Consider the following 26,429-nt stretch of genomic DNA (forward strand, 5'->3'; position numbering starts at 1 on the left):
GAATCTGCATCACCCCATTAAATCGTCACAGACTGTGACTGTTGTCACTTTAGGTTGATTAGCGTAGTAATATTACCCTCATTGATGACAACGTGCTGCAGACCATATGACGACGACTACAATACCCAATGACGGGCTTCCCGTTCCCCAGCGATACGGGGCGATTCTGGCTATCGCTCTGGGCATCACCGTTTCCGTGCTTGATGGCGCTATTGCCAATGTCGCTTTGCCGACGATTGCTAATGATTTCCACGCAAGTCCGGCAGCGTCTATTTGGGTGGTGAACGCCTACCAGTTGGCGATTACCATCTCGCTACTTTCTCTCGCCTCATTAGGGGATATTTTCGGTTACCGTCGTATCTATCAAACGGGTCTGCTGGTGTTTAGTATTACGTCGCTGTTTTGCGCGCTGTCGGACTCACTGACCACGCTGACTATCGCCCGCGTATTGCAGGGATTCGGCGCAGCGGCAATCATGAGTGTAAATACAGCGCTCATCAGGATTATCTATCCGCAACGCTTTCTGGGGCGAGGCGTGGGGATTAATGCACTGATTGTTGCTGTCTCGTCTGCCGCCGGGCCGACTATCGCCGCAGGGATCCTGTCGGTAGCCTCATGGCAGTGGCTGTTTGCCATCAACGTCCCTATCGGGATTGCCGCCCTGCTGCTTGGGTTAAAGTTTCTTCCTCCGAACTCGACGCGTAGCCAGGGGCAACGATTTGATTTTACCAGCAGCGTAATGAATGCCCTGACCTTTGGGTTGCTGATCATCGCCATCAGTGGTTTTGCTCAGGGCCAGAATCATATGCTGATTCTGGGGGAAGTGGTTGCATTGCTGATTGTTGGCTGGTTCTTTGTGCGCCGTCAGCTCTCTCAACCTTTCCCTCTGCTGCCGGTGGATTTGCTGCGTATCCCAATTTTCAGCCTGTCGCTGGGCACGTCACTTTGTTCCTTCAGCGCGCAAATGCTGGCATTCGTTTCACTGCCCTTCTTCTTGCAAAATACGCTCGGACTGAATTCGGTGGATACCGGTTTACTGCTGACACCGTGGCCGCTGGCGACTATGGTGATGGCACCGATTGCAGGACGTCTGGTCGAGCGTTATCACCCCGGAATGCTGGGTGGTATCGGGCTTATCGTCTTTTCTTTCGGACTGTTTTCACTTTCCTTGCTGCCACCGGAGCCTTCACATCTGAACATCATCTGGCGCATGCTGCTGTGCGGCGCAGGATTCGGTTTATTCCAGTCGCCGAATAATCACACCATCATTACCTCGGCGCCACGTAACCGTAGTGGCGGTGCCAGCGGTCTGCTGGGCACCGCGCGCCTGTTAGGTCAAACCACGGGGGCGGCGATGGTGGCACTGATGTTTAACCTGTTCCCGGCCCACGGTACACACGCTTCGCTGATTTTAGCGGGGATGCTGGCCGGAACAGGCGCGTTGGTCAGCCTGCTGCGCATGACGCAGAAAACCAGCAGTCAGAAAGCAGCTGAAAATATGAAATCCTGAGCACGTCTCAGAACGCAAAATGCCCGGCAATTGCCGGGCATTTATATATAACGCGTTATGCTTACTTCAGGTATTCGCCGCTGCGCAGCGCTTCAATACGTTTATCCAGTGGCGGGTGAGACATAAAGAGCTCACTGAACGACTTGGATTTGCCATTGATACAAAACGCCATCATGCTGCCCGCTTCCTGTGGTTCATGGCTGGTTTTCAAGCGCTGTAAAGCCGCAATCATTTTTTCACGACCAACCAGTTTCGCGGAACCGGCATCTGCATGGAACTCACGGTAACGCGAGAACCACATCGTGATGATGCTGGCCAGGATCCCGAACACCAGCTCCAGCACTGTCGCTACGGCGAAATAAATCATCGGATTGCCACTACCACTTTCTTCGCCATCACGGTTGCCGGACAGAAATCCAGAGGCCACCTGCGCAATCAGACGTGAAATAAAGATAACAAAGGTGTTCACGACCCCCTGAATCAGCGTCATGGTGACCATATCACCGTTAGCAATATGGCTGATTTCGTGGGCAATAACTGCCTCGGCTTCATCCTGACTCATACTTTGCAGCAAACCAGTGCTCACGGCCACCAGAGAGGCATCACGGCGCGCCCCCGTAGCAAATGCATTAATATCGGGTGCGTGATAAATCGCGACCTGTGGCATGCCGATGCCCGCCTGCTGAGACTGCCGGCGAACGGTTTCCACCAGCCAGCGCTCAGTTTCATTACGCGGCCGCTCGATCACTTCCCCCCCCACCGAGCGTAACGCCATCCACTTAGACATCAGCAAAGAGACGATAGAACCACCGAAACCAAACAGCCCGGCCATGATCATCAGCCCCGGCACGCTGCTGGACTGAATGCCTGTCAGGCTGAGCACCAGCCCGAAGACCAGCATAACTGCCAGGTTAGTCATCAGGAACAACGCTATACGCATCATAAAATTTTCATTTCCTCATCGTTACTTCATCATTATTTATTGAGTCGTACTACCGGGACATAGCCTGTCCGGCTAATACTGATCCTATGGGCTTCTTATACGGATTCAAGAGTCTGCACACTACAGTCGCCCAAAATCACAATACTTTACATTTTGAAGTATTTTATTTTACATGTACCCCCGGTGTTTTGGACACGACTTTCCGACAGCCGTTTCCCTTTTGTTTTTGTTCCATAAAAAAAGCGCACCGGAGTGCGCTTCTTCAAAGTGATCGTCATGCTACAAGTTGATTATTTTACAGCCGGAGCCTGATCACCCAATGCTTTTTCCAGCTTACCGAGGTCGACCGCAATATTGTCGGCTTCATCAAGATAAGGATCTGGCGCCACATAATCTTTCGGCAAATCATCCAAAGATTTCAGTGGTTTTTTACCTTCACGTTTGAAACGTTCATTCAGGCGGTTCAAACGCAGTGCATCATCCTCTTTATCTTCTTTATCACGCTGGGCGTAATTCAGAGAGGCGATATCACGTTTGTCTTTAAGGGCTTTGTAGCGCGCGATATCTTCCTGGATGTACTGGAACTCTGGATCTTTCGCAATACGCGCATCGTGATTTTTCAACAAATCTGGCAGGAACGGCTTCATGTCTCCCAGTTTGCTGTATGTCGCGGCGTTAATGCTATCCCACGGAAGCGCGTTATCTTCGAACTTCTCGCCCGTTTCAATCGATTCAATACCGGTTGGCATCAGAATATCTGGGGTAACCCCTTTACGCTGAGTACTGCCACCGTTGATGCGATAGAACTTCTGGATAGTGTATTGCACGGAACCCAGCGCCGGCCATTCAGGGCGCAGCATCTGATCGTAAATACGGTTCAGCGAACGGTACTGCTGAACGGTACCTTTACCGAAAGTAGGTTCACCTACAATCAACGCGCGGCCATAATCCTGCATAGCAGCAGCGAAAATCTCAGATGCAGAAGCACTGAAACGATCGACCAGCACCACCAGCGGACCTTTGTAATAAACGACGCCATCGGTATCGCTGTCCTGACGGATGCGGCCGTTGTTATCGCGAACCTGCACAACAGGGCCACTTGGGATAAACAGACCTGACAGAGAAACCGCTTCAGTCAGTGCGCCGCCGCCGTTGGTACGTAGATCGATCACCAGACTGTTGACGTTTTGTTTCGCCATCTTCTGCAGCTGTACTTTTACATCATCAGTCAGACCGACGTAGAAGCCAGGGATGTCCATCACGGCGACTTTTTCAGAGCCGACATTTTTGATGGTCATTTTGACTGCACGGTCTTCGAGGCGAATTTTTTCGCGAGTCAGCGTGATAACGTGATTTTTAGCATTTTTGCCCGCTGGCAGGATCTGCAAGCGAACTTTGCTGCCTTTCGGCCCTTTGATGAGCGCAACGACGTCATCGAGACGCCAGCCGATCACATCCACCATTGGTGAAGGTTTGCCAGCCTGAACCTGACCTACGCCGACAATGCGATCGCCCACTGCAATGGCTTTGCTTTTGGCCGCCGGGCCGCCTGCAACCATTGAGTTGATAACTGTATAATCGTCGTCACCTTGCAGAACGGCACCAATACCCTCCAGAGACAGGCTCATTTCGGTATTGAACTGCTCAGTACTGCGCGGGGAAAGGTAGTTCGTGTGCGGGTCAATTTCATGCGCAAAGGCATTCATTACCAGCTGGAATACATCTTCGCTGTTGCTTTGCGTCAGACGCTTCATCGCGAAATGATAGCGTTTGGACAGCACGTCGCGAATTTCTTGATCGTTTTTACCGGTCAGCTTGAGGTTTAGCTCGTCATATTTGACTTTCGCATCCCACAATTTGTCCAGCTCCGCGCGGTCTTTTGGCCACGGGGCCTTGCTGCGATCAAGTTCAATCGTGTCATTGCCAGTGAAATCCATCGGGCGGGCGAGCACTTTCAACGCATAATCATAGCGCTCAAAGCGACGTTTTTGTGCCAGATTGAATAAAGCGTATGGCGTGGTTAACTGACCGGTTTTCAGTTCCTCACCTAAAGTAGCGCGCTTATCAGTAAATTGCGCCACGTCAGAAGCCATCAATACGTTATGGCCATAATCGAGCATGTTGAGGTAACGGTCGAAGATCTTCGCTGAGAAATCTGCATTAAGGTCGAATTGACGATAATGCGAACGGGTAAAGCGTGCCGTAACACGCTCGCTCACCGTGGCGTCCTGAGGGTCCTGTGTCAGGTCAGGGAGTTGAGCGAGAGTGACCGGTGCACTCTCATTCGCTGCAAAGCTGGTATTCACCAGCCCTGCTCCTGCCATTAACAGACCTGCGATAACGCTTAATCTGACAAATTTGTTCATGCCTGAGTTGGCCTCCGTATCAGAACTGCAAATGTTCTGCGCGCACGATCATCGCCAGACCCGAAGAGAGTTGAACGCGAACACCGTCTTTGGCAATTTCCAAAACGGTAGCATCCATCGCACTCTGTCCTGCTCTGACTTTGATTTCCTGGCCAATTTGCAGTTTTGAAATGTCTGTTACTGGCACATGACGCGGTTCACGTTTTTCCTCACGCGGTGGACGAGGTGTACGTGGTTTGCGATTTTCCTGACCAGCCACAGCAGCGGGCGCATTTTCACGACGCGGCGCAGGTTTTTTAGCGGCCGGACGTGGACGACGTGGCTCAGTAGTTTCACCGGCTTCACGACGCTTAGCCTGTTGTTCTGCACGTTGTGCCTGAACGCGGGCTTTTGCTTCTTCCAACTGTTTACGGGCATGTTCGACGTGCTGCTCTTCAAGAACACCACATGAATTACCATCAAGGTCAACGCGTTCTGCGCCAACTTTAACGCCGTACAGATAGCGCCAGCTTGAGGTATACAGACGCAGAGCAGAGCGTAACTGAGTTTTGCTCAGATTCTCTTCACCTTGCACGCGCTCGACCAAATCCGCAAAGATACCGATCTTTAATGGGCGTGCTTCGCCTTCGGCGGTAAAACAGAGCGGGAACCGCTCAGCCAAAAAGGCGATGACTTCTTTACTACTGTTCAACTTAGGTTGATTTTCCATGAAATTTCCTGATTACAACGGGTTTGCCAACCGGCGCAGGCATGAACAGGCGCCATTATAATGACGCCATTATTAAATGCCACGTTATCCGACGATCAACTTACGATCAGATTGACATATTTTTCAGCATCGCAGCTTTCAAGATGCTGGCAAAGCCCGCTGACTAACTCTGTCAGCCCCTGTTCATCGGCTTCATCGAAGCGCTGATAAACGGTGCTATCAATGTCTAATACGCCGATAACTGTTCCTTTCACCGTAATGGGCAGAACAATCTCAGCATTACTTGCTGCGTCACACGCAATGTGGCCCGGAAAGGCATGGACATCGCCCACACGCTGAACGGAATTTTCCGCCACTGCAGTTCCGCATACGCCTTTTCCCACTGGAATACGCACGCAGGCAATTTTACCCTGGAATGGACCCAGCACCAGTGAAGTGCCATCCATCAGATAAAAACCCACCCAGTTGACGCCTTCAAGACGTTCAAACAGTAAAGCACTGGCGTTCGACAGAGTGGCAATAAAATTGTTTTCTCCGGCGATCAACGCGTTCAAATCACGTTTTAATTCCGTGTAGAATGCTTCTTTATTCATGTAGTAACCAATAATAACCTAAGGGCACTGAGCCGTTCTGGTGTGCTTAACCTCTCTAAAATAAGCATTAAATGCCCATTTGAACAAGGTTAATCCTGTGTGACATCAAAAAGACTCGCCTACAATAACTGTTTGCCGACCGCATAATACGTTATTTTGTCAAAAAAACCTGGCTGATCTTGGCCTGATGGCCTCGCCTGACCCCTTTGAGGGGATGCGTAATTGTAACAACAGGTATTCTTACTACTCCAGGTACTATGAAAATAAACACAATATCAGCGCAGATCCCGCAAGTTCGCTACCAGCGCTGTAGCGAATGCGACCATCTGTTTTCGCTGCCGGCACTCAAGCGTACGCAGACGGCACACTGCCCGCGCTGCAATGCAAAAGTCGAAAAAGGCCGGGTGTGTTCTCTGCCCCGCCTGATCACCATCGCAATCAGCATTTTGCTGCTGATGCCGTTCGCGTACACCGAACCGTTAATCAGCATTCGCCTGCTGGGCACTCGCATTGACGCCAGCCTGCTCGAAGGTATCTGGCAGATGTCGCGTCAGGGCGATCCGGTCACCGCCAGCATGGTCGCTTTTTGCACTATCGGCGCGCCGCTGACACTGGCGCTCTCTATCCTTTATCTGCATTTTGGCAGCAAACTGGGCATGAATCTAAAACCCGTGCTGCTGATGCTCGACCGCCTTAAAGACTGGGTTATGCTCGATATTTATCTGGTGGGGATGGCCGTCGCCAGTATCAAAGTGAAGGAGTATGCGGATATCGATGTCGGCGTGGCGCTGGCAGCCTATCTGATGATGACGGTGATGGTTACGCTGACCATGATTAATCTCAACATCGAACAACTGTGGGAAGAGTTTTATCCACAGCGCCAGCCAAAGGGCGTGCCCACTTCACTGCGCCTGTGTTTATCCTGTAAATTCACCGGTCAGCCCGATGAACGCGGACGCTGTCCTCGTTGCCACACGCCGATGCGGGTACGCTATAAACATAGCCTGCAAAAAACCTGGGCTGCGCTGATTGCGGCGATGATTTTCCTCATCCCCGCCAACATGCTGCCAATTTCGATTATTTATGCTAACGGCCAACAGTTGAAGGACACCATTTTTTCTGGCGTAGTGTCGCTCGCTACGTCAGGAAATATACCGATCGCCGCGATTGTCTTTATCGCCAGCGTTCTGGTGCCTTTCACAAAAGTTATCGTGATGCTGACCTTACTGCTCAGTATCCATTTCAAAGCGATTCAGGGACTGAAAACGCGCGTACGTTTATTACGGCTGGTAACCTGGATCGGACGCTGGTCAATGCTCGATTTGTTTGTAATTTCATTAATGATGTCGCTGGTAAATCGTGACCAGCTTTTGTCATTTACAATGGGACCGGCAGCCTTTTACTTTGGCTCTGCCGTAATCCTGACCATTCTTGCCGTTGAATGGCTTGATAGCCGCTTGATTTGGGATGCACATGCAACAGGAAACGCCGAATACACCGACTGAAGCACGGATAAAACACAGACGCCGGATTTCACCTTTTTGGCTGCTGCCGTTTATTGCTTTACTGATCGCCGGATGGCTGATTTACAGTAACTATCAGGAGCGCGGCGCGACGGTGACGATCGATTTCCAGTCCGCGGCTGGGATTGTTGCGGGCCGCACGCCTGTCCGTTATCAGGGCGTCGAAGTCGGGACGGTGGAATCCATCAGCCTGACCAAAGATCTGCGCACGATTCAGGTGAAAGTGAGTATCAAAAGCGATTTGTCTGACGCGTTGCGCGAAGGCACGCAATTCTGGCTGGTCACGCCGAAAGCGTCACTTGCCGGAGTTTCCGGGCTTGATGCGCTGGTTGGCGGTAACTACATCGGGATGATGCCGGGACCGGGCAAAGAAAAAGATCATTTTGTCGCGCTTGATACACAGCCTAAATTCCGCCTCAACACCGGCGAACTGATGATTCATCTTCACGCCAAAGATCTGGGCTCACTGAGCACCGGTTCACTGGTGTATTACCGTAAAATCCCGGTCGGTAAAGTCTACGATTACGATATCGAAAGCGGCAATAACGGCGTAACCATTGACCTGCTGATCGACAAACGTTTTGCGAACCTGGTTAAGGATAATACCCGCTTCTGGAACGTTTCTGGTTTCAAAGGGGATTTCAGCCTGAGCGGTGCGAAAGTACAGATGGAAAGCCTGGCGGCTCTGGTCAATGGCGCGATTTCAATGGATTCGCCCAACGACGGTAAACCGGCCAAAGCCGATCAGTCCTACGTGCTGTACCCCGATCTGGCGCAGAGCCAGCGCGGTGTGGAAATCGATTTGGACTTACCGAATGGCGACGGCCTCTCTGAAGGTCAGACGCCGCTGATGTATCAGGGATTGCAGGTCGGTACGCTGACCAAAATCACCTTGCAGGCCGACAGCAAAGTCACCGGTAAACTGACCGTTGACCCTTCAGTGCTGGATATGATCCGAACCGGCACACGCATTGAAATGAACAGTCCGAAAATCAGCCTCAGCAATGCTAATCTCAGCCAGCTGCTAACCGGCAATACGCTGGAACTTATCCCCGGCGAAGGCGAACCTAAGAAGCATTTCGTGGTACTCGACAGCAACAGCAAGCTACTTCAGGATCCCGGCACCATCAAACTCCAGCTGATTGCGCCGCAAAGCTATGGCATTGATGCCGGACAGCCGATCAAACTTTACGGTATCACCGTCGGGCAGGTGATGGATCGTAAACTGACTGACGAAGGCATCGTCTTTAATGTCGCTATCATGCCGGAATACAAAGACCTGCTGCACAAAGACAGTAAGTTTGTTGTCAACAGCCGTGTGGACGTGAAACTGGGTATCGACGGGATGGAAGTGCTAGGTGCCAGCGCTCAGGAATGGGTCGACGGTGGCGTGCGCATTATTCCCGGCACCAAAGGCGCACCGGGACAGAAATATCCGCTCTACAGCAATGCCGAAAAAGCGGCTGAAGGCATTCAGGGCGAACAACCCGGCGCAACGCTGACGCTGACCGCGAAAAGCCTGCCAGACGTGCAGACCGGATCTGTCGTGCTCTACCGCAAGTTCCAGGTCGGTGAAATTGTCAACGTTCGCCCGAAAGCCAATGAGTTCGAAGTGGACGTGTACATTCAGCCGCAATATCGCAACCTGTTGACCGATAAGAGCATCTTCTGGGCCGAAGGCGGTGCCAAAGTGCAGCTGAACGGGAGCGGTCTCACCGTACAGGCATCACCGCTGGATCGCGCCTTAAAAGGTGCCATCAGCTTCGATAATCTGGAAGGCGTGACGCTCACCAAAGGCGTGAAACGTATTCTGTATGATTCCGAAACGTCTGCACGCGCTGTCGGCAGCCAAATCATTCTCAATACTTACGATGCCAGCAAGCTGTCACCGGGAATGCCGCTGCGCTATCTCGGCATTACTATCGGGCAGGTGGAGTCTCTGAAGTTGGATCCGCAGCTGAATCAGGTGGCGGCCAAGGCCGTGCTGTATCCGGAATATGTGGATAACTTCGCCCGTCGTGGCTCGCGCTTCTCGATTGTTTCACCGGAGATTTCCGCCGGTGGCGTCAGTAATCTGGATACACTGCTCCAGCCTTACATCAACGTTGAAGCCGGAAAAGGTGCACCAACGCGTAATTTTGATCTGCAGGAATCGACCATTACCGATTCACGTTACACTGACGGTTTAGGCATTGTGGTTGATGCTGCCGAAGTGGGTTCGCTGCAAATTGGTACGCCAGTGCTGTTCCGTGGTATCGAAGTAGGTACGGTTTCAGGATTCTATCTCGGTGCGATGGCCGATCGCGTCAACGTCACGTTGCGGATCAGTAAAAAGTACCAATATCTGGTGCGTGCAAATACCGTCTTCTGGCTGGCTTCAGGGTATGACCTGCAATTCGGTCTGACCGGCGGGATGTTCAAAAGTGGGACCTTCCAGCAATTTATCCGTGGCGGTATCGCCTTTGCGACACCACCGACCACACCGCTTGCACCGAAAGCCGCCAACGGCAATCATTTCCTGCTTAACCCGGAAGCACCGAAAGACTGGCAAAACTGGGGCACAGCGATCCCCAGAAACTGACAGGGGTGAAGACAGGCAGAAAAGTAAAGCGTCCCCGCCATGGATGGCGTGGTTCGAGCCATCAGGGAGGATTCCACAGCGTCTTTGCGATCTGCCTGTCTTTACTGCCGCTGCCGACACACTTTGCCATCGGTCTCCAGGCCACCTTCGGGTGGCCTTTTTATTTTGTGAAAGTGGCGGCTGCCGTGGATCCTGCGTAAATATGTTAAACTCCGGCGCTGGAAAACTTATTCAGTTCTGGAACCGAACCTTTGTCAAAACTCATTACAGCCAGCGCCTTCGCGGATAAATTACCCGCAGCGTTTCTCGACGCGACCCGCGCCGTCATGCCTGAAAATCTCAGCATGGAAGATTTTATTGCTGCGTGTCAGCGCCCTCTCCGCCCGAGCCTGCGGGTCAATACGCTAAAAATCAGCGTGCCTGCGTTTCTTGAGTTGGCCACCCACTATCAGTGGGAATTAGAGCCGGTACCCTGGTGTGCGGAAGGTTTCTGGATCAACCGCCATGTTCTGGATGAGTCACGGCTAGGTAACGCGCTCGCGCATCTGGCGGGGCTGTTTTACATTCAGGAAGCCAGTTCCATGCTGCCCGTAACCGCGCTGTTTGCCAACGAAACGCAACCGGTACTGGTCATGGACGTCGCCGCTGCGCCGGGGTCTAAAACTACGCAAATCGCTGCGCTGATGAACAATCAGGGCGGCATTCTCGCCAACGAATACTCCGCCAGCCGTGTGAAAGTTCTGCATGCCAACGTCAGCCGCTGTGGCGTGAGCAATACGGCACTCACCCATTTTGACGGTCGGGTATTTGGTGCCGCCCTGCCAGAAACCTTTGACGCAGTCCTGCTTGATGCGCCCTGTTCTGGTGAAGGGGTTATCCGTAAAGATGCCGATGCGATGAGCAACTGGTCCCAGGAAAGCGTTGCGGACATTGCTTCCACCCAGCGTGAGCTGATCGACAGTGCCTTCCATGCGCTAAAGCCGGGCGGCGTGCTGGTGTATTCGACCTGTACACTCAACGCACAGGAAAACCAGCAGGTTTGCCAATGGTTGCTTGAGACCTATGCTGACGCCGTTGAAGTGGAAACGCTGGAAACTTTATTTGATGGCGCATCGAAAGCCGTCACCCCGGAGGGTTATCTGCATGTATTCCCACAGGTCTACGACAGCGAAGGATTTTTTGTCGCGCGCTTTCGTAAAACAGATTCGGTCACGCGTTTGCCGGCACCCGGTTATAAAGTCGGCCGTTTCCCGTTCTCTGCGATGTCCCGTCAGGACACGGCCGAGATCGTGAGTGCCGCCGCGCGCTCTGGTCTGCGCTGGCCTGAAAAACAGTTCACCCTGTGGCAGCGCGATAAAGAAATCTGGCTGTTCCCGGCCGTGCTCGAACCATTGTTTGGCAAAGTGCGTTTCTCGCGCATCGGAGTGCGTCTGGCAGAACGTTTTCCGAAAGGATTCCGCTGGCAGCATGAAGCAGTGGTCGCATTCAGCGCTCCAGATGCCGCAAATCGTTTTGAGATAAGTGATGAGCTTGCACAAAACTGGCTGCGCGGCGTCGACATCTATCCGGATGTCGCACCGCCAAAAGATGAATGTCTGGTAACGTGGCTCGATCAACCGCTGGGTTTAGCGAAACGTATTGGCAGCAGGATCAAAAATAGTTTGCCGCGTGAACTGGTTCGGGACGGTGCGACCCGACATACAGATTTACCAACTGGTTAATTATTTTCACCCTTCAGATAATGCCTGCGCCAGAAGATCGCTCTGCTGGCGCAGAATAATCTTTTTATACTTTTCTAAAAACAGCAAAATACCCCGCCAACTCACTTTAGTTAATACTCCCGTCTGATACCTTAAGGTGAAGTCTTGAGAGCTATTCTCAGGAATTAACTGCCCACTAAAAATTTTATGCTACTTAACTGCGCTATCAGCCTATTTTATCCAGAAAGGTTTATTGAATTATAAGTAGGAATAATCCTAACCTGACATGTATTATTGCCCTCAAGATGACATTGCTAGTGATATATCATTTTTATAAATGAATCATAGTGCCTGATGTTGAGTAAAGACCTGCCAGTCGGAGAAGTATCATGTCGGATGAAATGAAACTCGAATCAGCAGATGGACTGCTTTTACAGGAAATGGCCAGTCTGCGGGATATCATCGATAACAATTCTGACTGGATTTGGGAAGTCGATGCACAAGGACGTTACGTCTTTTCCTCGAATAAATGCATCGAGTTTCTGGGAGTCCCGCCTGAAGAAGTCATAGGTAAAACCCCGTTTGATTTTATGCCGCCTGACGAAGCTAAGCGCGTCGGTGAGCAGTTTGCTGCGATTGTCGAGCGCCGTGCGCCCTTTGGCGGATTACTCAACCGTAATATTCGCCCGGATGGAACGGAGGTTATTCTCGAAACCAGCGGCGTTCCGTTATTTGATCCCGACGGTAACTTTCGCGGTTATCGCGGCATCGACCGTAATCTGACCAACCTGGATCAGGCTCCCGGACAACGTCTCTTCCAGCTGGAATCTATCTATTCCAACGCCCCCGTTGGCCTGTGCTTCATCGATCTGCACATGCGCTATGTGACGGTGAATGACGCTATGGCGAACATTATCGGTTTGCAACCCTTTGAAGCGATTGGCCGGAAAGTCGGCGTTTTTTTGCCCGGCCTCTCTCCTCTGCTCAATAATGCGCTGGAGCTGGCGCAGCGCAACGAGCACACGCCTGACCGAGAATTCTCGGTGCCTGGTAAAAATCAGGTTTTCTTTGTACGCATCAAAGCGGCATACGATGCACAAACTCAGCTGAGTGGTCTTTCTGTAGCGATGACCGATATCACCAGCCTGAAACGAATGGAGAAGGCGCTGCGGGAAAGCCAGGAGCATTACCGCAATATGGTCGAGCTGAACCCACAAATTCCGTGGACGGCGGATCCCCGGGGCATGCTCAGTGACGTCAGTTCGCGTTTTCAGCGCATCACGGGTATGACCCGTCAGGATATTCTGGCCGACAAGTGGATCCAAAGTATGCACGTGGAAGACCGCCGTGCCGCCGTACAGACGTGGGATCAATGCCTGAAAACAGGGGCTCCACTGGATATCGAAGTGCGTTTTTGCCACGTTGACCGCGGCTGGAACTGGATGCGAATTCGCGCTGCGGCGAGTTATGCGCCTGATGGTTCTATCCAGCGCTGGTATGGCACGGCAGAAGATGTTCATGAGCGAAAGCTGCTTGAACTGAAACTGGTGAAAGCCAACCGCCGTCTCGAAATTCAGGCACGGACGGATTCACTGACCAAGTTACCTAACCGTCGTGAATTCAAAAAAGTGCTGAGCCACGAATATATGCGCGCGAAGCGTAACCGTACACCACTGACGGTGGTAATGATCGATATCGATTATTTCAAACATTTCAACGATCACTACGGCCATTTATCTGGAGATGCCTGTCTGCGTCTGGTTGCCCGTACTCTGCGCCGGTCGCTAAAACGCAGCACGGACGTGGTCACAAGATTTGGCGGTGAAGAGTTTGCCGCTATTTTGCCGGATACCGATTTGAAAGGTGCCTGGATTGTCGCGCAGCACATCATGGAATCCATTGAAACGCTGGGCATCAAGCACAGTTTCAGTGAATTTAACCGGGTGACGATCAGCCAGGGTATCGCGACGTATATGCCCGATCAGGATCCGGGTCTGGAAGATCAGTCAGATATCGTCAGCGCAGCCGATGAAGCGCTGTATCTGTCCAAAAACAATGGCCGAAATCAAATTAACGCCATGCCTGTTTCAGTCAGATTCAATCCGCTTTAAAGCTCGCCACAAAGCCGGATCGTCCGCGTGATGCCCGGCTTTTCATCAGATTGATCCCACTTTCCTGTCGCTGATAAAAATCTTATGGCACTTTTTGTGCTGTCGACTATTCTCAAATAAGGGCGCCCAACTGGTCGTACCTGATGTCGTTCAATTCACTGGTTTATCTGGCAAGGAGTAACCGATGGCAAAATCGAACATAAGAATTGGCAGTTACGAAATTGATGACGCGCAATTATCCACGCCGGAAGCAAAAGGCGGCGATATGGTGCACATTCCGTGCAAATCAGATCCTGATTTGTGCATGCAGCTGGACGCATGGGATGACAACACCAGCGTCCCGGCGATTCTGGATGGCCGTCATTCTGTGTTGTACAAGGAAAAGTATGACAAGCAGAATGATGAGTGGATCATGAGACTGGAGTAACACAGCATGGCGAACGGGGCGTTGTTCGCCATGCCGCTATGCGGTCACTGACCTACAGTCACCAGTGAAATACCCCGACCGGCAAAAAAGCGTGAAAACTCATCCAGGGATAACGTAACGTTCCGCTGAGATGAAATATCATGGCCGGAAGGATTATGAAATGTCACAGACTTCGCATCCGCCTGGGTTACCAGTACCAAATGCCCACCCCTGTGTGGAGGCAAAAAATCCGGTGTGCGGATTGAAGGATGTACAGACGCGATGAAAAAACGATGCTGCTTCAGCTCACCTGCAATCTCTTCAGCAGCCATATTCACTCTGACCTGTGCACTCAGCCCTAACTCTTCCCGGACATACTCAACAAAAGGCGCATAAATCAGGCCTTTGATATTTTCACCCTCGCGAACATACGCGCCATACGGCAGGCTTCTGAAGGTCAGATTGAGTATCGGCACCACTTTGCCGGAGGTCGCCGCCAACACCATTTTCAGGCAGCACATCCCGCAAACATGATTAGCCCACTCGATAAATTCTTCCTGAGAAGAAGCACCTGATTCGGGCCATTGCGCGATATCGCTGAGCGTAATGTCTCCGGCAATAATCCCGGTAGCAGAAGCAGGATCCTCCCACTGACTGAAATAAGGGACTTCATGGCGGGGGGCGGAGGCTCTATGGTGCGCAGAATTTGCAGACATAACGGTTTCCTGAACGAGGGAGCGATAACATCAGGTTTTAGACGAAACCATAACGACGTGAATATCTACCACTGACAGAGTGTCAGGTTTGATAGATTCAGGCCCGGAATGAAGATCAGGCCTGAATAGAGAATGTTAGAATTTTTCCACTAATTTAAACTTCATCAACAACAGGGGCATGGTTGGCTCAAACATTTCGTACTCTTCGAAGAAACGCTGATGCTCTTTACGCCAGTACGCCAGCGTCCTGTCCCCCTCACCTTCTTCGTATGCGTGTTGCTCAGTTACCTGATCAAAGGGCACCTGCTTCACATCTGTCAGCTGTACCGCGCAAACAGGATTATTGCGGCCATCAACCACAACAAAGATCTCGCCGGCTTCGGGTTCAGGATCGTCGTCGAGGTTAGAGCAGGTTGCTGTTTTTGTACCGTCGATAACGCGCTTAGCCAGTTCATCCGCTGATGCTTCAGTATCACCAAACGACCAACGTTCTGCGTCCCTGTATTTTAGTGGGATCTGCGGGATCATAATTTATCCTTTCAATTGAGATAGTTCACAGCGATTACCTGTAAACATTAGCACAAAAAAACCCGCCGAAGCGGGTTCGTAAAGAGAAGGCACGTACTATTTCGTACAGTTTTCTGGCATAGACGTCGGCCACTGTCGGGAACTCCCTGCCCCATACAATACGGAAATGCCGCATTCTTTATCTACGCGTGCCAATGGTTTACCGGTTTTATCAATCATCATGGACATTGACGGCGTCGAGACGACGGCAACGCCGCTGTCAAACGGCGACACCGCGCTGAAGACCGGTGGAATGACGAAGTTACCCTGCGCATCGACAAAGCCATAATTCTGGTCAATGCGGGCGAATGCCAGACCGTTAACCGGCAGACCAAGGTCAGTATAGGCTACGCCTTCAAACGCTTTACCTTGCGCATCAATCCAGGTTTTCCGGCCATCTTCATAGCTTAGAACAGCGTGTCCATCCGTCATGCGGCTGGCATGTCCCTGAACCGTCAGAACCAGCTTGCCGGTGTTATCTACATAGCGTGTCGAAGCTTCACTCTCGAGAGCGTCATATGACACTGACCACGCGCTGGCAGCAGGAAGTGCCCACTTACCCTCAGGCATTGCAGCGACACGGGCGCCTTTATCATCAATTAACTCTGCGCCCGAAGTGGTTGAACGCAACGCGCGGCCCTGTACGAAGGCTGAGCCTGTAGTCTCTGCGACGGGCTGGATCTGCCATTCGCCCTGTGCATTGAGATAACCTTCCTGCGGTTGGCGGGAAAGTTTAACCCAGTCACCGAGCGCACTGATATGAGTCTGCTGCTCGTGCAACTGAATGTTACCTGCGGCATCCAGCAGCCAGGACTGACCCGCAGCTGACGTAGCTAAAATCCGCCCATCGGTAAACTGCGTGACGGATAATCCCGCCGTCGGTGAAATACGTGTTTTCGCATCATTACCGATGATTTCAGCGAGGACGCCGGATTGAGGTTGATCGGCAACGGCAGGCTGAGTCAGTAACCACAGCGCGGCGTTAATGCGCTGCACTTTGGCGTATTTCGGCTCGACCAGGATTTTCCCCTGACCATCAACAACGCCCCATAAGCCGTTGGGCATCTGAACTTCAGCCTGGTTATTAGCGTAATCACCGACTGTTGTGTATGCAGGCTGGGAAACAGTCTTCTGAGTGTTAGCATCAAAAATTCCCCACAGCGCACCTTCTGCAGCCGTTTCATGGTATCGGAACCAGCCGTTTCCCGCCGATTGAATCTCGAATACGTTTGGCAGGTCATAGTGTTTGCCAGCATGATCCATCGCCGTCAGCTTGCCATCAAGATAATCCAGTGCATAACCTTGCACAAAAGGTGAAATATTATCTTCGGTGAGCGGAATCAGCGTCTTACCCAGCGCATCGACAACGCCTGTTCCATCAGCAGTTTTCACAATGAACTGTCCGACATTTTGACTGCTGTCTGCGGATTGGATATCCAGCCATTTTGCTTCCAGCTGAAGCGAACCATCAGGGCGCAGGAAACCGGCTCCGCCCTTACCTTTATTAGCATCCGGACGGATTAACGCTACAGGTAATTGCGCCGACACTGGCTCAGCGCCGATGCTCAGAGGTTCAATATGGCTGTCGCCCAGGGTCGTGATGCTTTTCTGAGTCAGTAACGCTTTACCCGTGGAGTCAACCACATTCAATACATCACCCTGCTCATTGCGCAACCACAGTCGATGATTAATCACATCGGCACGGGTAATTTGCGCCAGCCATCCGACATTTTGTGCACCGCCAATCATGCCGCCAGACGGCGATACAATGGCGTTAACTTTTTTCTCGTCGCCCTTAGTCGTCACCAAAAAATCGCCGGTATTTTGCCCCAGAGGTTCACTGGCAGCAGGCAGTGTTAGCGGCTGTTTGCGGCCAGGCACGTAGAGCGTAATGGCGTCTTTGGCCGACGGATTCAGGACATAATCACCTGCCACACGCAATGCGGAAACCTCAACGTCGCTGAACGTCGCGATCACAGCCGCAGAGTTATCGAGCAACTTGATACCGTCGGCAGTTTTCGCCAGCCAGAACGCACCGGTCTCTTCACTGACCGTCAGGTACTTTTGCTCATCCTGCACACCATCGGCTCTGATCAGCGTAATACCATCGATATTTTTCGCCAATGCCACGGACGGATTGCGGGGATCAAGCGTAATAGCGGAATACTGTGGCTGAACGCGCCAGGTAAGGTTCTCGTCGGCAATTCCATAGCCTCTAGTTGCATCAAACGCGATAAACAAACCATCGGACCCAAAAGGCTCAACAACTTCCATTTTGTCGGTCGCCACGTGGCGGGCACCGTCCGGGGAGAGCAATACGCTTTTAAATGAAAGCCGCAGCCGCGAAGGCATTCCATCTGTGAGCAGGGCTTCATCGACCAGTTCATCAAAAGGTTTACCCGCTTGTGCGCCCTTGCTGTCGATCAGTTGCGGCTTTCCGGTGAGTACGACAACAGCCAGACCCGACTGAGTGAAAGGCTGCACGCTGTCAAAGGTAGGTTTTAACAGCCAGTTACCTGTCGTATCAATAAAGCCCCATTTACCCTGCTGCATCGCAGCAGCGGCACCGTTGTGATAATCCCCGACGTCATCAAAGACGGGTTTAATCACAAGCTGCCCCTGATTATCTAAAAACCCCCAGCGGTCACCGGTTCCATCCGCAGAGGGCAAAAGCACGGCAGCCCGTCCTTCATGCACATCACGCATGCACAGATTTTGGGCCAAAGGCAGCGCATTTTGCGCCTGAGTCTCAGTCTGCGATGAGGGTTGCATTGCAGAGCAACTGGTTACCTCTGCCGCCAAAACAGGTGTTGTTAGCGCCAATAAGGCCAGCGCGCTGGTGGTATTCAACGCACAGAACAATGCGAGTTGCAGCCTTGAAGGTTTACTAACAATCATTAATTGCCTCCGTTACTGCAAGAAGGAGATTTTGCGGGCCACAGATAAGCACCTTTGGCATCAACAATGACTCGTTGGTTACAACGAACCTGAATTTTTGCCTTAACAGCACCTTCAGCGTTCAAGAGACTGACGACACCCTTTCCACCAGCCCATGCGTGTTTTTCGCTAAAGTCACCTGCCCAGTCAAACTTAGGCAGCACAGCGAAACGGCCTGTCGGATTGATATAACCGAATAAGTTGCCGTAGGTCGATTTCTTCATGGCGGCGGCGAAATTATTATTCATGGCGCCGACCTGATCGAAATAGGCGCCGATCAATTTTTTGCCCTGTTGATCAACAAAGCCAAACAGACCTTTATCGTTTCGCATTGGGATCACACCCGAGCTGGCTTTGTCAGCCAGCAGGCTGCCAAGCCCGGCGAAGCGCTGGACTTCATTGCCGTCATTATCGTAGAGAACCGTTTCGCCGGTAGCATCATCATTCATGGTAAGACGCATAAGAGAACTCAGCGGCTGCGCCTGTTCAAAACCCTCCAACGGTTCACCGCCGTGATCGTTGATAAGCTTAGTTTGACCGTCGCTGGTTGCCTGGCTCCAGTTAAGCGGCGCAATGAAATTAAACGCGGCGTTGTATAACGGCTCAATCTGCCAGTCACCCTGACGGTTGATCGCGCCAAAGTGCGGGGAGAAATTGAGCATCACCCAATCCCCTTCAACAGAGCTCGAAGACGCCGCAATGCCCTTACTCAGTGGCGCGCGCCCCGCATCATCGAGCAACGCGACACCGCCTTCAGCAGGCTTAACCAGCCAGTGGTTCTCGCCTACCCTTTGCGGGCTGGCGAGTAAATCAGTGGCCAGAGCCTGACCACTCACAGCACTGTAAAGCCCGTAATGGCTGGCAATCGCGCCCCGCTCGCCAGGCTGATCGTTGTCAGCGATGTTAAAAATACCGTTGCCAACGTACAGAGGTTTGCCACTGCGGTCGGCAGATGGAGTAATGGCCCAGGAACCGTCACGGTTAATCACACCCCATCCTGTATCGGCTTTCGCTAACGCATAACCGTCGGTGAAGGATTCGATTTGTTCGAACTGAGGTGCAGTTTTGATCCCTTTACTGGCAACATCCCACAAGCCCCACCGACGCGCCTCATTATCGCCTTCCGTGTAATACAGTAAACCGGCTGACAGACGCTGAGCGTTTTGCACAATATTTACTGGAACCTCAACCGCATTACCATTGCGATCGATTAAATGGCGAGTCTCAGTGTTATTACTGTTGCCCACAGCCCATGTGTAATCACCGCTGAACGGGGTAATATCGGTATAAGTTGGCTGAATCACCCATTTTCCTGCTGAATCTACCGCACCCACTTTTTTGCTTTGGGTATGAATAATCAGCGGAGCCTGAGAACTCTCATTATTAATGGAAGCCCACTGAGGATCAAAAAGTACAGCGCCCTGTGAGGTAAGAATGGCCGGCGGTTTTGCAGCATCAGAAGGCTTCAGCACTGCCCATGGCAGATTGCGCGAAGCATCGCTATTGTCGGCGGGTAATACCGGCAGGTCATCCGTCATCGCGTTCGCCGCCAGCGGTTGTAGCTGATAATCTTTCAGCGCAGCAAGCGTGGCATCATTGAGCAGGGCTACGCCGTTGTTGTCAAAAATCTGCACAACCTGAAGCGTTTTACCTTCGTTTTGCGTCACCCAAAGGCGGTTACCTTGTTGCAATAATTGCGGCTTGTTGGCTTTTACGGTCACAACCTGATTATCGGCACCGATAATCATCACACCTTTACTGCCCTGAACAATGACTGCCTTACCCCAGACCAGAACATTTTCGGACTGATCGGCAGGAATATCCTGCACTTTTTCGAGCTTGCTGTTGAGCAACTGTTTTGAATTATCGTTCGCCGTCACCAGCCAACTTCCCGTGGACAGCGGACGGAGGGATTTATACTGTTCTTTGCTCAGAGAAACACCCTGGCGATCAACAAAAGCCCAGTCATTCTTGTTTTTCACCGCAACCACATCATCGTTAAGCAGTGGCTCGTCACGGGTCTTAAGAATCATCGGGTCAATGGCCCATTCACCATTTTCGTTGAGATAACCCCAGAATCCGTCGTTGGCAGTATCGCGCTTCTTAGCCGGAATCAGCCCTGATCGCGGTAAATCAAGCGCCATGACATCATCGGGTAATGGCAAAGAACGATCGGTGGCAGCATTCCACAACGCAGGAGAAACCTGAACCTGTACGCTTGCAAGTGCCTGCCCTTGCACAAAACCGTTGGTATCTGGAGAAGCTGCAAATGGCAGAGTTTTAATGACTTGCCCTTTGCGGTTGATCATCACCAGACGATTGTCCGTTACCACCAGCGCGGTACCCTGCGCATTAAAATCGGTGGCGCGAGAGAAACTCGGCTCAATCGCCCAGTTCCCTTTTTTATCGATATAACCGAACTTATCGCCCTTTTTAACAGCGGCTACGTCATTGACAAATCCGCGCGCTTCACTGAAAGCGGGTTTAATGACCATATGCCCGGTGGTATCGACAAAACCCCACAACGGTTCACGGCTCAGCCCTACCTGAACAGGTGAAAGCCCCTGCTGGAAAGGTAACTGGCAGTCTTTTGCCGTTTTCGCATTGCCACATGCCCGTAATAACGCTTCATCCGCATGTACCGGCAGGCTAAAAGTCGCGTTCAGAATCAAAGCTAATGCGCTGAAATTTCTGAAGTGTTTAAATGTTTCGGAGCAAATCATCCGATGCCCTTATGACTGAATAAGATTAGAAAGTGTAGCGCACACTCTTTTCGTGACCCGCTAAATCAGCGAGTTTGACGGCAAAAAATCCGATAATAATCAATTTCAAGCGTGCACACATGCCAGACCCCATAGGGTGTCAGCTTGCGAAAGAAAAAGCAGCTATTTTATTACTCTGTAACGAATGAAAATCCTTGATCATTAAGGTTCACGATAACCCAGCAATGTTACCTCCCGGATTGTTTTCCTTACCCGCTGTTAACTGCCCCTCCACAACACGCTCTGGTGAGAAAATTTTAATCATGTTCGTTAACAACCAGGCGACGACTTATTCACGAAACTTTGATTGAATCTTATAACTATTGATTAAGGTCATTATTTCGCCACCTTTAGTCTGCTTTTATAAGTTAAAGCACGTTATGTGACTCACATCACTCCCAGCTTCTGTGGCTTAAATCCTGGCAGTGTCCGGTTACAGTGTATTTCAGGTACTTCACTTATCATTGAGGGAAAGTCATGCCAATTGTTCGAGCCAGATTAAGTCTGTTTGGAGGCGATACTGTCGTCATACGTTGTTCAGAAAAATGTCATATCCATCTTATGTGTGAAAATGACGCAGAGCTAAAGGGACGTCAAACCGGTTTCGGTGATGTCCTCACCGTAAATAATCAAAATACGGCTTATGTCGGCATTCCTTATAAAGGGATCTGGAGCGTCCTTATTGATTCTCAATGCGACTCCCTCGAGCATTCTATTACCTACCTTCCTGCCTGAATTCAACCTCACACATTTAAAAATGTCTTATCTGGCAGGTCACCTTTCGCCTGCCAGATATTCGCAAATCGCCTTTGAGTCGGTCTACTGCACAAATCATTTTTTGGAAGACATCGCAGAAAATACTTTAATCACTTACATCAGTTACATAGCGGTATTGAATTGAACATTCCAGAGTCGATGTAAACCTCCTCATGTGCGTTAATTAGTGATTGCCAGCCCTCACTGCACACTGCATTCTGTTTGAACTCACAGGCACAAACAGATACTGATAATGACTCAAAAAACACTTTGCACTCTCGATGACGTGGTCGATCTCGCGCCGGGGCTGCGTGAAATTCGCCAGCACCTGCACCAACATCCCGAACTTTCCAATGAAGAATCTGCTACTGCGGCATTAGTTGCGGATAAACTGCGCGCACTGGGTTATCAGGTCACCACCGGCGTGGGCGGATACGGTGTCGTTGGCACACTAAAATCAGGCTCGGGCAGTGGCAGTATTGGCATTCGTGCAGACATGGATGCCCTGCCGATCACTGAACAAACCGGAGTCAGCTATGCCAGCCAGACGTCGGGTAAAATGCATGCCTGCGGTCATGATGGCCACACCTCTATGCTGCTCGGCGCGGCGGAACAGCTGGCACGCAGCAAAAACTTTTCTGGCACTGTGCATCTGATTTTTCAGCCCGCTGAAGAAATCGGTTTTAACAGCGGTGCAGAACGCATGCTGGCTGAGAATTTGTTCGATCGCTTCCCTTGCGACGCCGTATACGGTTTACATAATCATCCGGGCTATCCGGTGGGGAAAATGATGTTCCGTTCAGGCCCGTTTATGGCCGCCTGCGATACGGTAAATATCACCCTTTTCGGCAAAGGCGGACACGCCGCGCGCCCGCATATGGCAGTGGATCCTATTTTGGTTGCCGGCAGTCTGGTGGTTGCATTGCAGTCGATTGTGTCACGCAGTATTGACCCGAATGAGACGGCGGTAGTGACCATCGGTTCACTGCATGCCGGCCATGCCTCGAATGTCATACCTGAGACAGCGCGTCTGGAAATGAGCGTGCGCTCGTTCGATGCCGGTGTGCGGAAAATTCTCGAAGAGCGTATCCGGACGTTGGTCGAAAACCATGCTGCCGGTTATGGTGCGCGTGCCAAGATCGAGTATGTGCCGGGATATCCGGTTCTGGTCAATCACGACAAAGAAACCGCGTTTGCGTGCGAAGTGGCAAAGGAGCTGCTGGGTGCAGAGAACGTCGTGGAGAACTTGCCGCCGATTTCAGGCAGTGAAGACTTCGCCTATTTCCTTCAACAAAAACCAGGCTGCTTCCTGCGACTGGGGAACGGCGACAGTGCTGCGCTGCATAATCCGGCTTATGACTTTAACGATGAAAGCCTGACATTTGGCGCAGCGTACTGGACACGTCTGGTCGAGCGGTATTTGACGAATTGACGTTCTACTGCCTCTTCAACGGCAGAAACCAAACCAGCGCAAGCCAAGATGAAAATGATTGGCGTGCGCTGCGTTGTAATCCGGTCCGATCGAATTTCCGAAGTAAAGGCAGCTTTGCGTAAAAAGAGTATGGATAAACTGCCCTTCGCCACTGGTTTGTGACCATTGTTTCAAGACCGTCAGCTGTCGCCCGTCTTTCAAACGGAATCCGGCAATATCCAGCGCTTCCGCCGTTGCATGTTCACTCAGTCGGGCATTCGGTTTGTTATAAATATTGCGACAAGCGTAACTACCCAAATGATCGATACGTACCAACGGTGAACGCAGTACTTCAGTTGCCAGTGGCTTCGCTACCTGCGAAACAAACATCGCACTGCTTAGCGCCAGACGACAGCTTGCCAGATAGCTCGAACTCAGTGACACATCCCCAAACCCTCGCACCCGGACAGGATCCTTCAGCGGACACCTCCCGCCCATATTCCCGACAGACGTAAACTGAATTGCACCTGCGGCTTGCGCACGTTCGAGCGCCTCAAGGCAGCCTTGCGGATTATTATCAAGACGTCGGAGTTTATAACGGGTGATGAGATTAGGAGAATCGCTGACCGAGATCGGCGCCATTGGATTGTATGCCGCAGGGATACGTTCAGCAATCCACAGCGCAAATGATATCAGGACAATCAAAATAGTCGTCAGGCCAATCCAATATCGCATAACTCTCCTTTTTGTCGGCCTATGCACCCCAACTTGATTTATGCTGAACAGACCTCAGTTTATCGATAAAAGATAGCGGTTATGCGGTCAATGTAAACCCGCCTTCGGCAGAGTTACATCTCAGGAAGCAAACTTACTTAGCTTTGACATAACCCTACATTTTGTTTGTTACCTTAGATTCCGAAGACGAAGTTTCTTCTCCTGTGTCCACTGTGAACTGTCCTTCATAGTGCGTAAGACCCTCGCTTTACCCCTTTCAGCCCGCCCCGAGCGGGCTTTTTTTTGTCTTTATCACAGGGAAAGTTACATGCAGCTATCACTCAACACGTAAAACGTCCGGATGTTTTTCACTGGCGGATTCATGAAAAATATCACCAAGCCAATCTGGGATTTCATTCTCTGTCAGATCATCTGGGATAATAATGTCATGCAACCTCGAGAATTTTCTTTCCGACATATCCGCGCGAAACACCTGCCAACCTTCAGATGTTTGTTTAACGCCAAGGTATCTTCCGAAAACGTTGTAAATCAGCATTGATACCTCTTGCATTAAAAGGGTGAAATATTGGATTTTAAAAACAGGCAAAAAAAAGACCGAATACGATTCCTATATTCGGTCTAGGGAAATGGCTCTTGGGAGAGAGCCGTGCGCTAAAAGTTGGCATTAATGCAGGCGGTTAAGCCGTACAAACTAAAGGATAGCCGACACCTGACTATTTTCCACTCAACCCGCAACATAGTGATAATAACAACACTGTATTATTTTCATTATGTGACAACATTCTCAAAGCATGAGTTTAACAACAGTCACTTATTCGCCGCACAGCAACTCAGCAGAGGGATTCAGCTTTGGCGATAAATGGCGCAAGGCTCATTTTTTGCCCCGGGTTTTGCGGATCATCCAACCAGATTTTTTCCAGCGGAACCGCCTGAACCTGACGATTTTTAACCTGCTCCTTAGCTACGTCGTTCAGAGGATATTGCGCCAGCGTACTGTCGTTGATCACGTACAGTGCATGACCCGGGCGGCATTGCAACATGACCTCTTCACGGGTGAATGCCCACGCCTTCCCATATTGTAAACGGCTGACCGTTTCAAGCTGTGGCGCAGCCAGACTGCTGGCAGATAAGGTCAGCAGCACGCAGGCAAGCAGTGTTTTCCTCATGATTTTTCCTCGGTAATGATTAAATTCTTAATACGTTTTCAAAAGTCGCTTCAACGTGGTGCCAGCGTGGCAAACAGGCTCACCAGCAGCAGGACGATTAGCGCCAGCACCCATTCAACCCATGTCATCAGTACAAAGCGGCGTTCAGCGTATTCGGGGGCCTGCCCCATCAGCGGCACCAGACGATATCGGTTGTACACGGCGACAGCGGCCATGATGCCGACCAGCACGATTTTGATCACCAGCAGACACTGATACAGCGACGTCAAATCCGTCGGCCAGCGCTGCAAGATTATGGCGATATTAATGATGCCAGTGAGTATGACCAGCGCGACAGCGGCATGACCCCATGCCGAAAAACGGATCAGCGTGGCAATAGCAAAATGTCGCAGCTCAGGTTTACGGGTGTAGTACATGCACGCCAGCAGCGGGATTAAGCATCCAAACCAATAGGCGGCACTCAGCAGATGCACCATATGATTGAGGCGTTGGACAAGCCCTAAGACACCGTAATGCATGGCCGCATGGCCGATCAGCGCCTGACTCAGCAACAAGCCGAACGAGCACAGAAACACCAGCAGATTGCGCACAGGCAGCCAGTCCATCAGCAACACCAGCATCAGCGCAGCAGTCAGCAGCAGATGCCAGCGCCATACTTCGCCAAACGTTGTTGTAAGCACCAGCAACCAGACGTTCAGGTTCAGGCCATCACTCGAGCCATTACCCATCAGCATGGCCTGAATCGACAGCATCCCAACAGAAGTGATCGCCACAACCACGCCTGACCACATCATCAGCGTCTGGTTTTTTCGCAATAACATCGCCGAAAAACCACCCGGAGCCAGTAAGGAGCAAAACACGCTCAACCCGAATATTTGCATTAAAGAGGCAAAATGGGCGAACCGGCACAGGACAAACAGCGCAGTCAGGCTCATGA

The 26,429-nt window shown here is 51.3% G+C and carries 20 protein-coding genes; 8 read left to right on the forward strand and 12 right to left on the reverse strand.

Features of this window, described 5'->3' with window-relative positions:
• The first annotated feature begins 106 nt into the window (after positions 1-106).
• On the forward strand, positions 107-1,510 hold the full coding sequence (locus GE278_13060; protein ID QLK61643.1) for an MFS transporter: 1,404 nt from the start codon (positions 107-109) through the stop codon (positions 1,508-1,510).
• Between the two features lie 61 nt (positions 1,511-1,571).
• Here the strand turns inward: GE278_13060 and htpX are convergent, their stop codons facing one another.
• The 4 genes from htpX to GE278_13080 form a co-directional block, all read right to left on the reverse strand.
• Entirely contained in the window at positions 1,572-2,453 is an 882-nt protein-coding gene (gene htpX, locus GE278_13065) for a protease HtpX (protein ID QLK61644.1), read from the reverse strand.
• 290 nt (positions 2,454-2,743) lie between these two features.
• Positions 2,744-4,819 carry a carboxy terminal-processing peptidase gene (locus GE278_13070; GenBank protein QLK61645.1) on the reverse strand — a complete coding sequence of 692 codons (2,076 nt, stop codon included), beginning with the start codon at positions 4,817-4,819 and terminating at the stop codon, positions 2,744-2,746.
• Between the two features lie 19 nt (positions 4,820-4,838).
• Complete coding sequence (gene proQ / locus GE278_13075) at positions 4,839-5,528, reverse strand: RNA chaperone ProQ (protein ID QLK61646.1); 690 nt, start codon at positions 5,526-5,528, stop codon at positions 4,839-4,841.
• Positions 5,529-5,623: 95 nt separating this feature from the next.
• Positions 5,624-6,121, reverse strand: a complete 498-nt coding sequence (locus GE278_13080) for a GAF domain-containing protein (GenBank protein ID QLK61647.1) — start codon at positions 6,119-6,121, stop codon at positions 5,624-5,626.
• Between the two features lie 257 nt (positions 6,122-6,378).
• Here GE278_13080 and yebS point away from each other — a divergent pair, with 257 nt between their 5' ends.
• The 5 genes from yebS to GE278_13105 all read left to right on the forward strand — a co-directional run bounded on the left by yebS (position 6,379) and on the right by GE278_13105 (position 14,463).
• Positions 6,379-7,626, forward strand: coding sequence for a membrane integrity lipid transport subunit YebS (yebS, locus tag GE278_13085; protein ID QLK61648.1), 1,248 nt, complete (start codon positions 6,379-6,381; stop codon positions 7,624-7,626).
• Positions 7,595-10,225 carry an MCE family protein gene (locus GE278_13090; protein ID QLK61649.1) on the forward strand — a complete coding sequence of 877 codons (2,631 nt, stop codon included), beginning with the start codon at positions 7,595-7,597 and terminating at the stop codon, positions 10,223-10,225. The genes yebS and GE278_13090 overlap by 32 nt, the downstream gene beginning before the upstream one ends.
• A gap of 218 nt (positions 10,226-10,443) precedes the next feature.
• Positions 10,444-11,946 carry a 16S rRNA (cytosine(1407)-C(5))-methyltransferase RsmF gene (rsmF, locus tag GE278_13095; protein ID QLK61650.1) on the forward strand — a complete coding sequence of 501 codons (1,503 nt, stop codon included), beginning with the start codon at positions 10,444-10,446 and terminating at the stop codon, positions 11,944-11,946.
• Between the two features lie 368 nt (positions 11,947-12,314).
• Positions 12,315-14,036 (forward strand): diguanylate cyclase, encoded by a 1,722-nt coding sequence (locus GE278_13100; GenBank protein ID QLK61651.1) that lies wholly within the window; start codon positions 12,315-12,317, stop codon positions 14,034-14,036.
• A gap of 184 nt (positions 14,037-14,220) precedes the next feature.
• Entirely contained in the window at positions 14,221-14,463 is a 243-nt protein-coding gene (locus GE278_13105) for a DUF1480 family protein (protein QLK61652.1), read from the forward strand.
• Between the two features lie 44 nt (positions 14,464-14,507).
• Here GE278_13105 and GE278_13110 read toward each other — a convergent pair whose 3' ends face one another.
• The 4 genes from GE278_13110 to GE278_13125 all read right to left on the reverse strand — a co-directional run bounded on the left by GE278_13110 (position 14,508) and on the right by GE278_13125 (position 21,385).
• Positions 14,508-15,158 carry a hypothetical protein gene (locus tag GE278_13110; GenBank protein QLK61653.1) on the reverse strand — a complete coding sequence of 217 codons (651 nt, stop codon included), beginning with the start codon at positions 15,156-15,158 and terminating at the stop codon, positions 14,508-14,510.
• 135 nt (positions 15,159-15,293) lie between these two features.
• Positions 15,294-15,686, reverse strand: coding sequence for an ASCH domain-containing protein (locus GE278_13115; protein ID QLK61654.1), 393 nt, complete (start codon positions 15,684-15,686; stop codon positions 15,294-15,296).
• A 96-nt stretch (positions 15,687-15,782) separates the two neighbouring features.
• A complete protein-coding gene (locus GE278_13120; GenBank protein QLK61655.1) occupies positions 15,783-18,623 on the reverse strand; it encodes a WG repeat-containing protein in 2,841 nt (946 codons plus the stop codon).
• The gene (locus GE278_13125; GenBank protein ID QLK61656.1) at positions 18,623-21,385 is read right to left on the reverse strand and encodes a WG repeat-containing protein; all 2,763 of its coding nucleotides are present in this window, start codon (positions 21,383-21,385) and stop codon (positions 18,623-18,625) included. Before GE278_13125 ends, GE278_13120 begins: the two co-directional genes overlap by 1 nt.
• Before the next feature lie 516 nt (positions 21,386-21,901).
• Between GE278_13125 and GE278_13130 the strand changes: the two genes are divergently transcribed.
• Both GE278_13130 and GE278_13135 read left to right on the forward strand, forming a co-directional pair.
• On the forward strand, positions 21,902-22,159 hold the full coding sequence (locus tag GE278_13130) for a hypothetical protein (GenBank protein ID QLK61657.1): 258 nt from the start codon (positions 21,902-21,904) through the stop codon (positions 22,157-22,159).
• A gap of 274 nt (positions 22,160-22,433) precedes the next feature.
• Positions 22,434-23,612: an amidohydrolase gene (locus GE278_13135; GenBank protein QLK61658.1), complete on the forward strand. Its 1,179-nt coding sequence runs from the start codon at positions 22,434-22,436 to the stop codon at positions 23,610-23,612.
• Between the two features lie 15 nt (positions 23,613-23,627).
• Here the strand turns inward: GE278_13135 and GE278_13140 are convergent, their stop codons facing one another.
• The 4 genes from GE278_13140 to copD all read right to left on the reverse strand — a co-directional run bounded on the left by GE278_13140 (position 23,628) and on the right by copD (position 26,427).
• Positions 23,628-24,326, reverse strand: coding sequence for an extensin (locus GE278_13140; protein ID QLK61659.1), 699 nt, complete (start codon positions 24,324-24,326; stop codon positions 23,628-23,630).
• Positions 24,327-24,642: 316 nt separating this feature from the next.
• A complete protein-coding gene (locus GE278_13145) occupies positions 24,643-24,861 on the reverse strand; it encodes a hypothetical protein (protein QLK61660.1) in 219 nt (72 codons plus the stop codon).
• A gap of 295 nt (positions 24,862-25,156) precedes the next feature.
• Entirely contained in the window at positions 25,157-25,492 is a 336-nt protein-coding gene (locus tag GE278_13150) for a DUF2511 domain-containing protein (GenBank protein QLK61661.1), read from the reverse strand.
• A gap of 50 nt (positions 25,493-25,542) precedes the next feature.
• Positions 25,543-26,427, reverse strand: a complete 885-nt coding sequence (gene copD / locus GE278_13155) for a copper homeostasis membrane protein CopD (GenBank protein ID QLK61662.1) — start codon at positions 26,425-26,427, stop codon at positions 25,543-25,545.
• Positions 26,428-26,429: the final 2 nt, after the last annotated feature.

It is taken from the genome of Enterobacteriaceae bacterium Kacie_13 (assembly GCA_013457415.1).
In the GTDB taxonomy this organism is placed as follows: domain Bacteria; phylum Pseudomonadota; class Gammaproteobacteria; order Enterobacterales; family Enterobacteriaceae; genus Rahnella.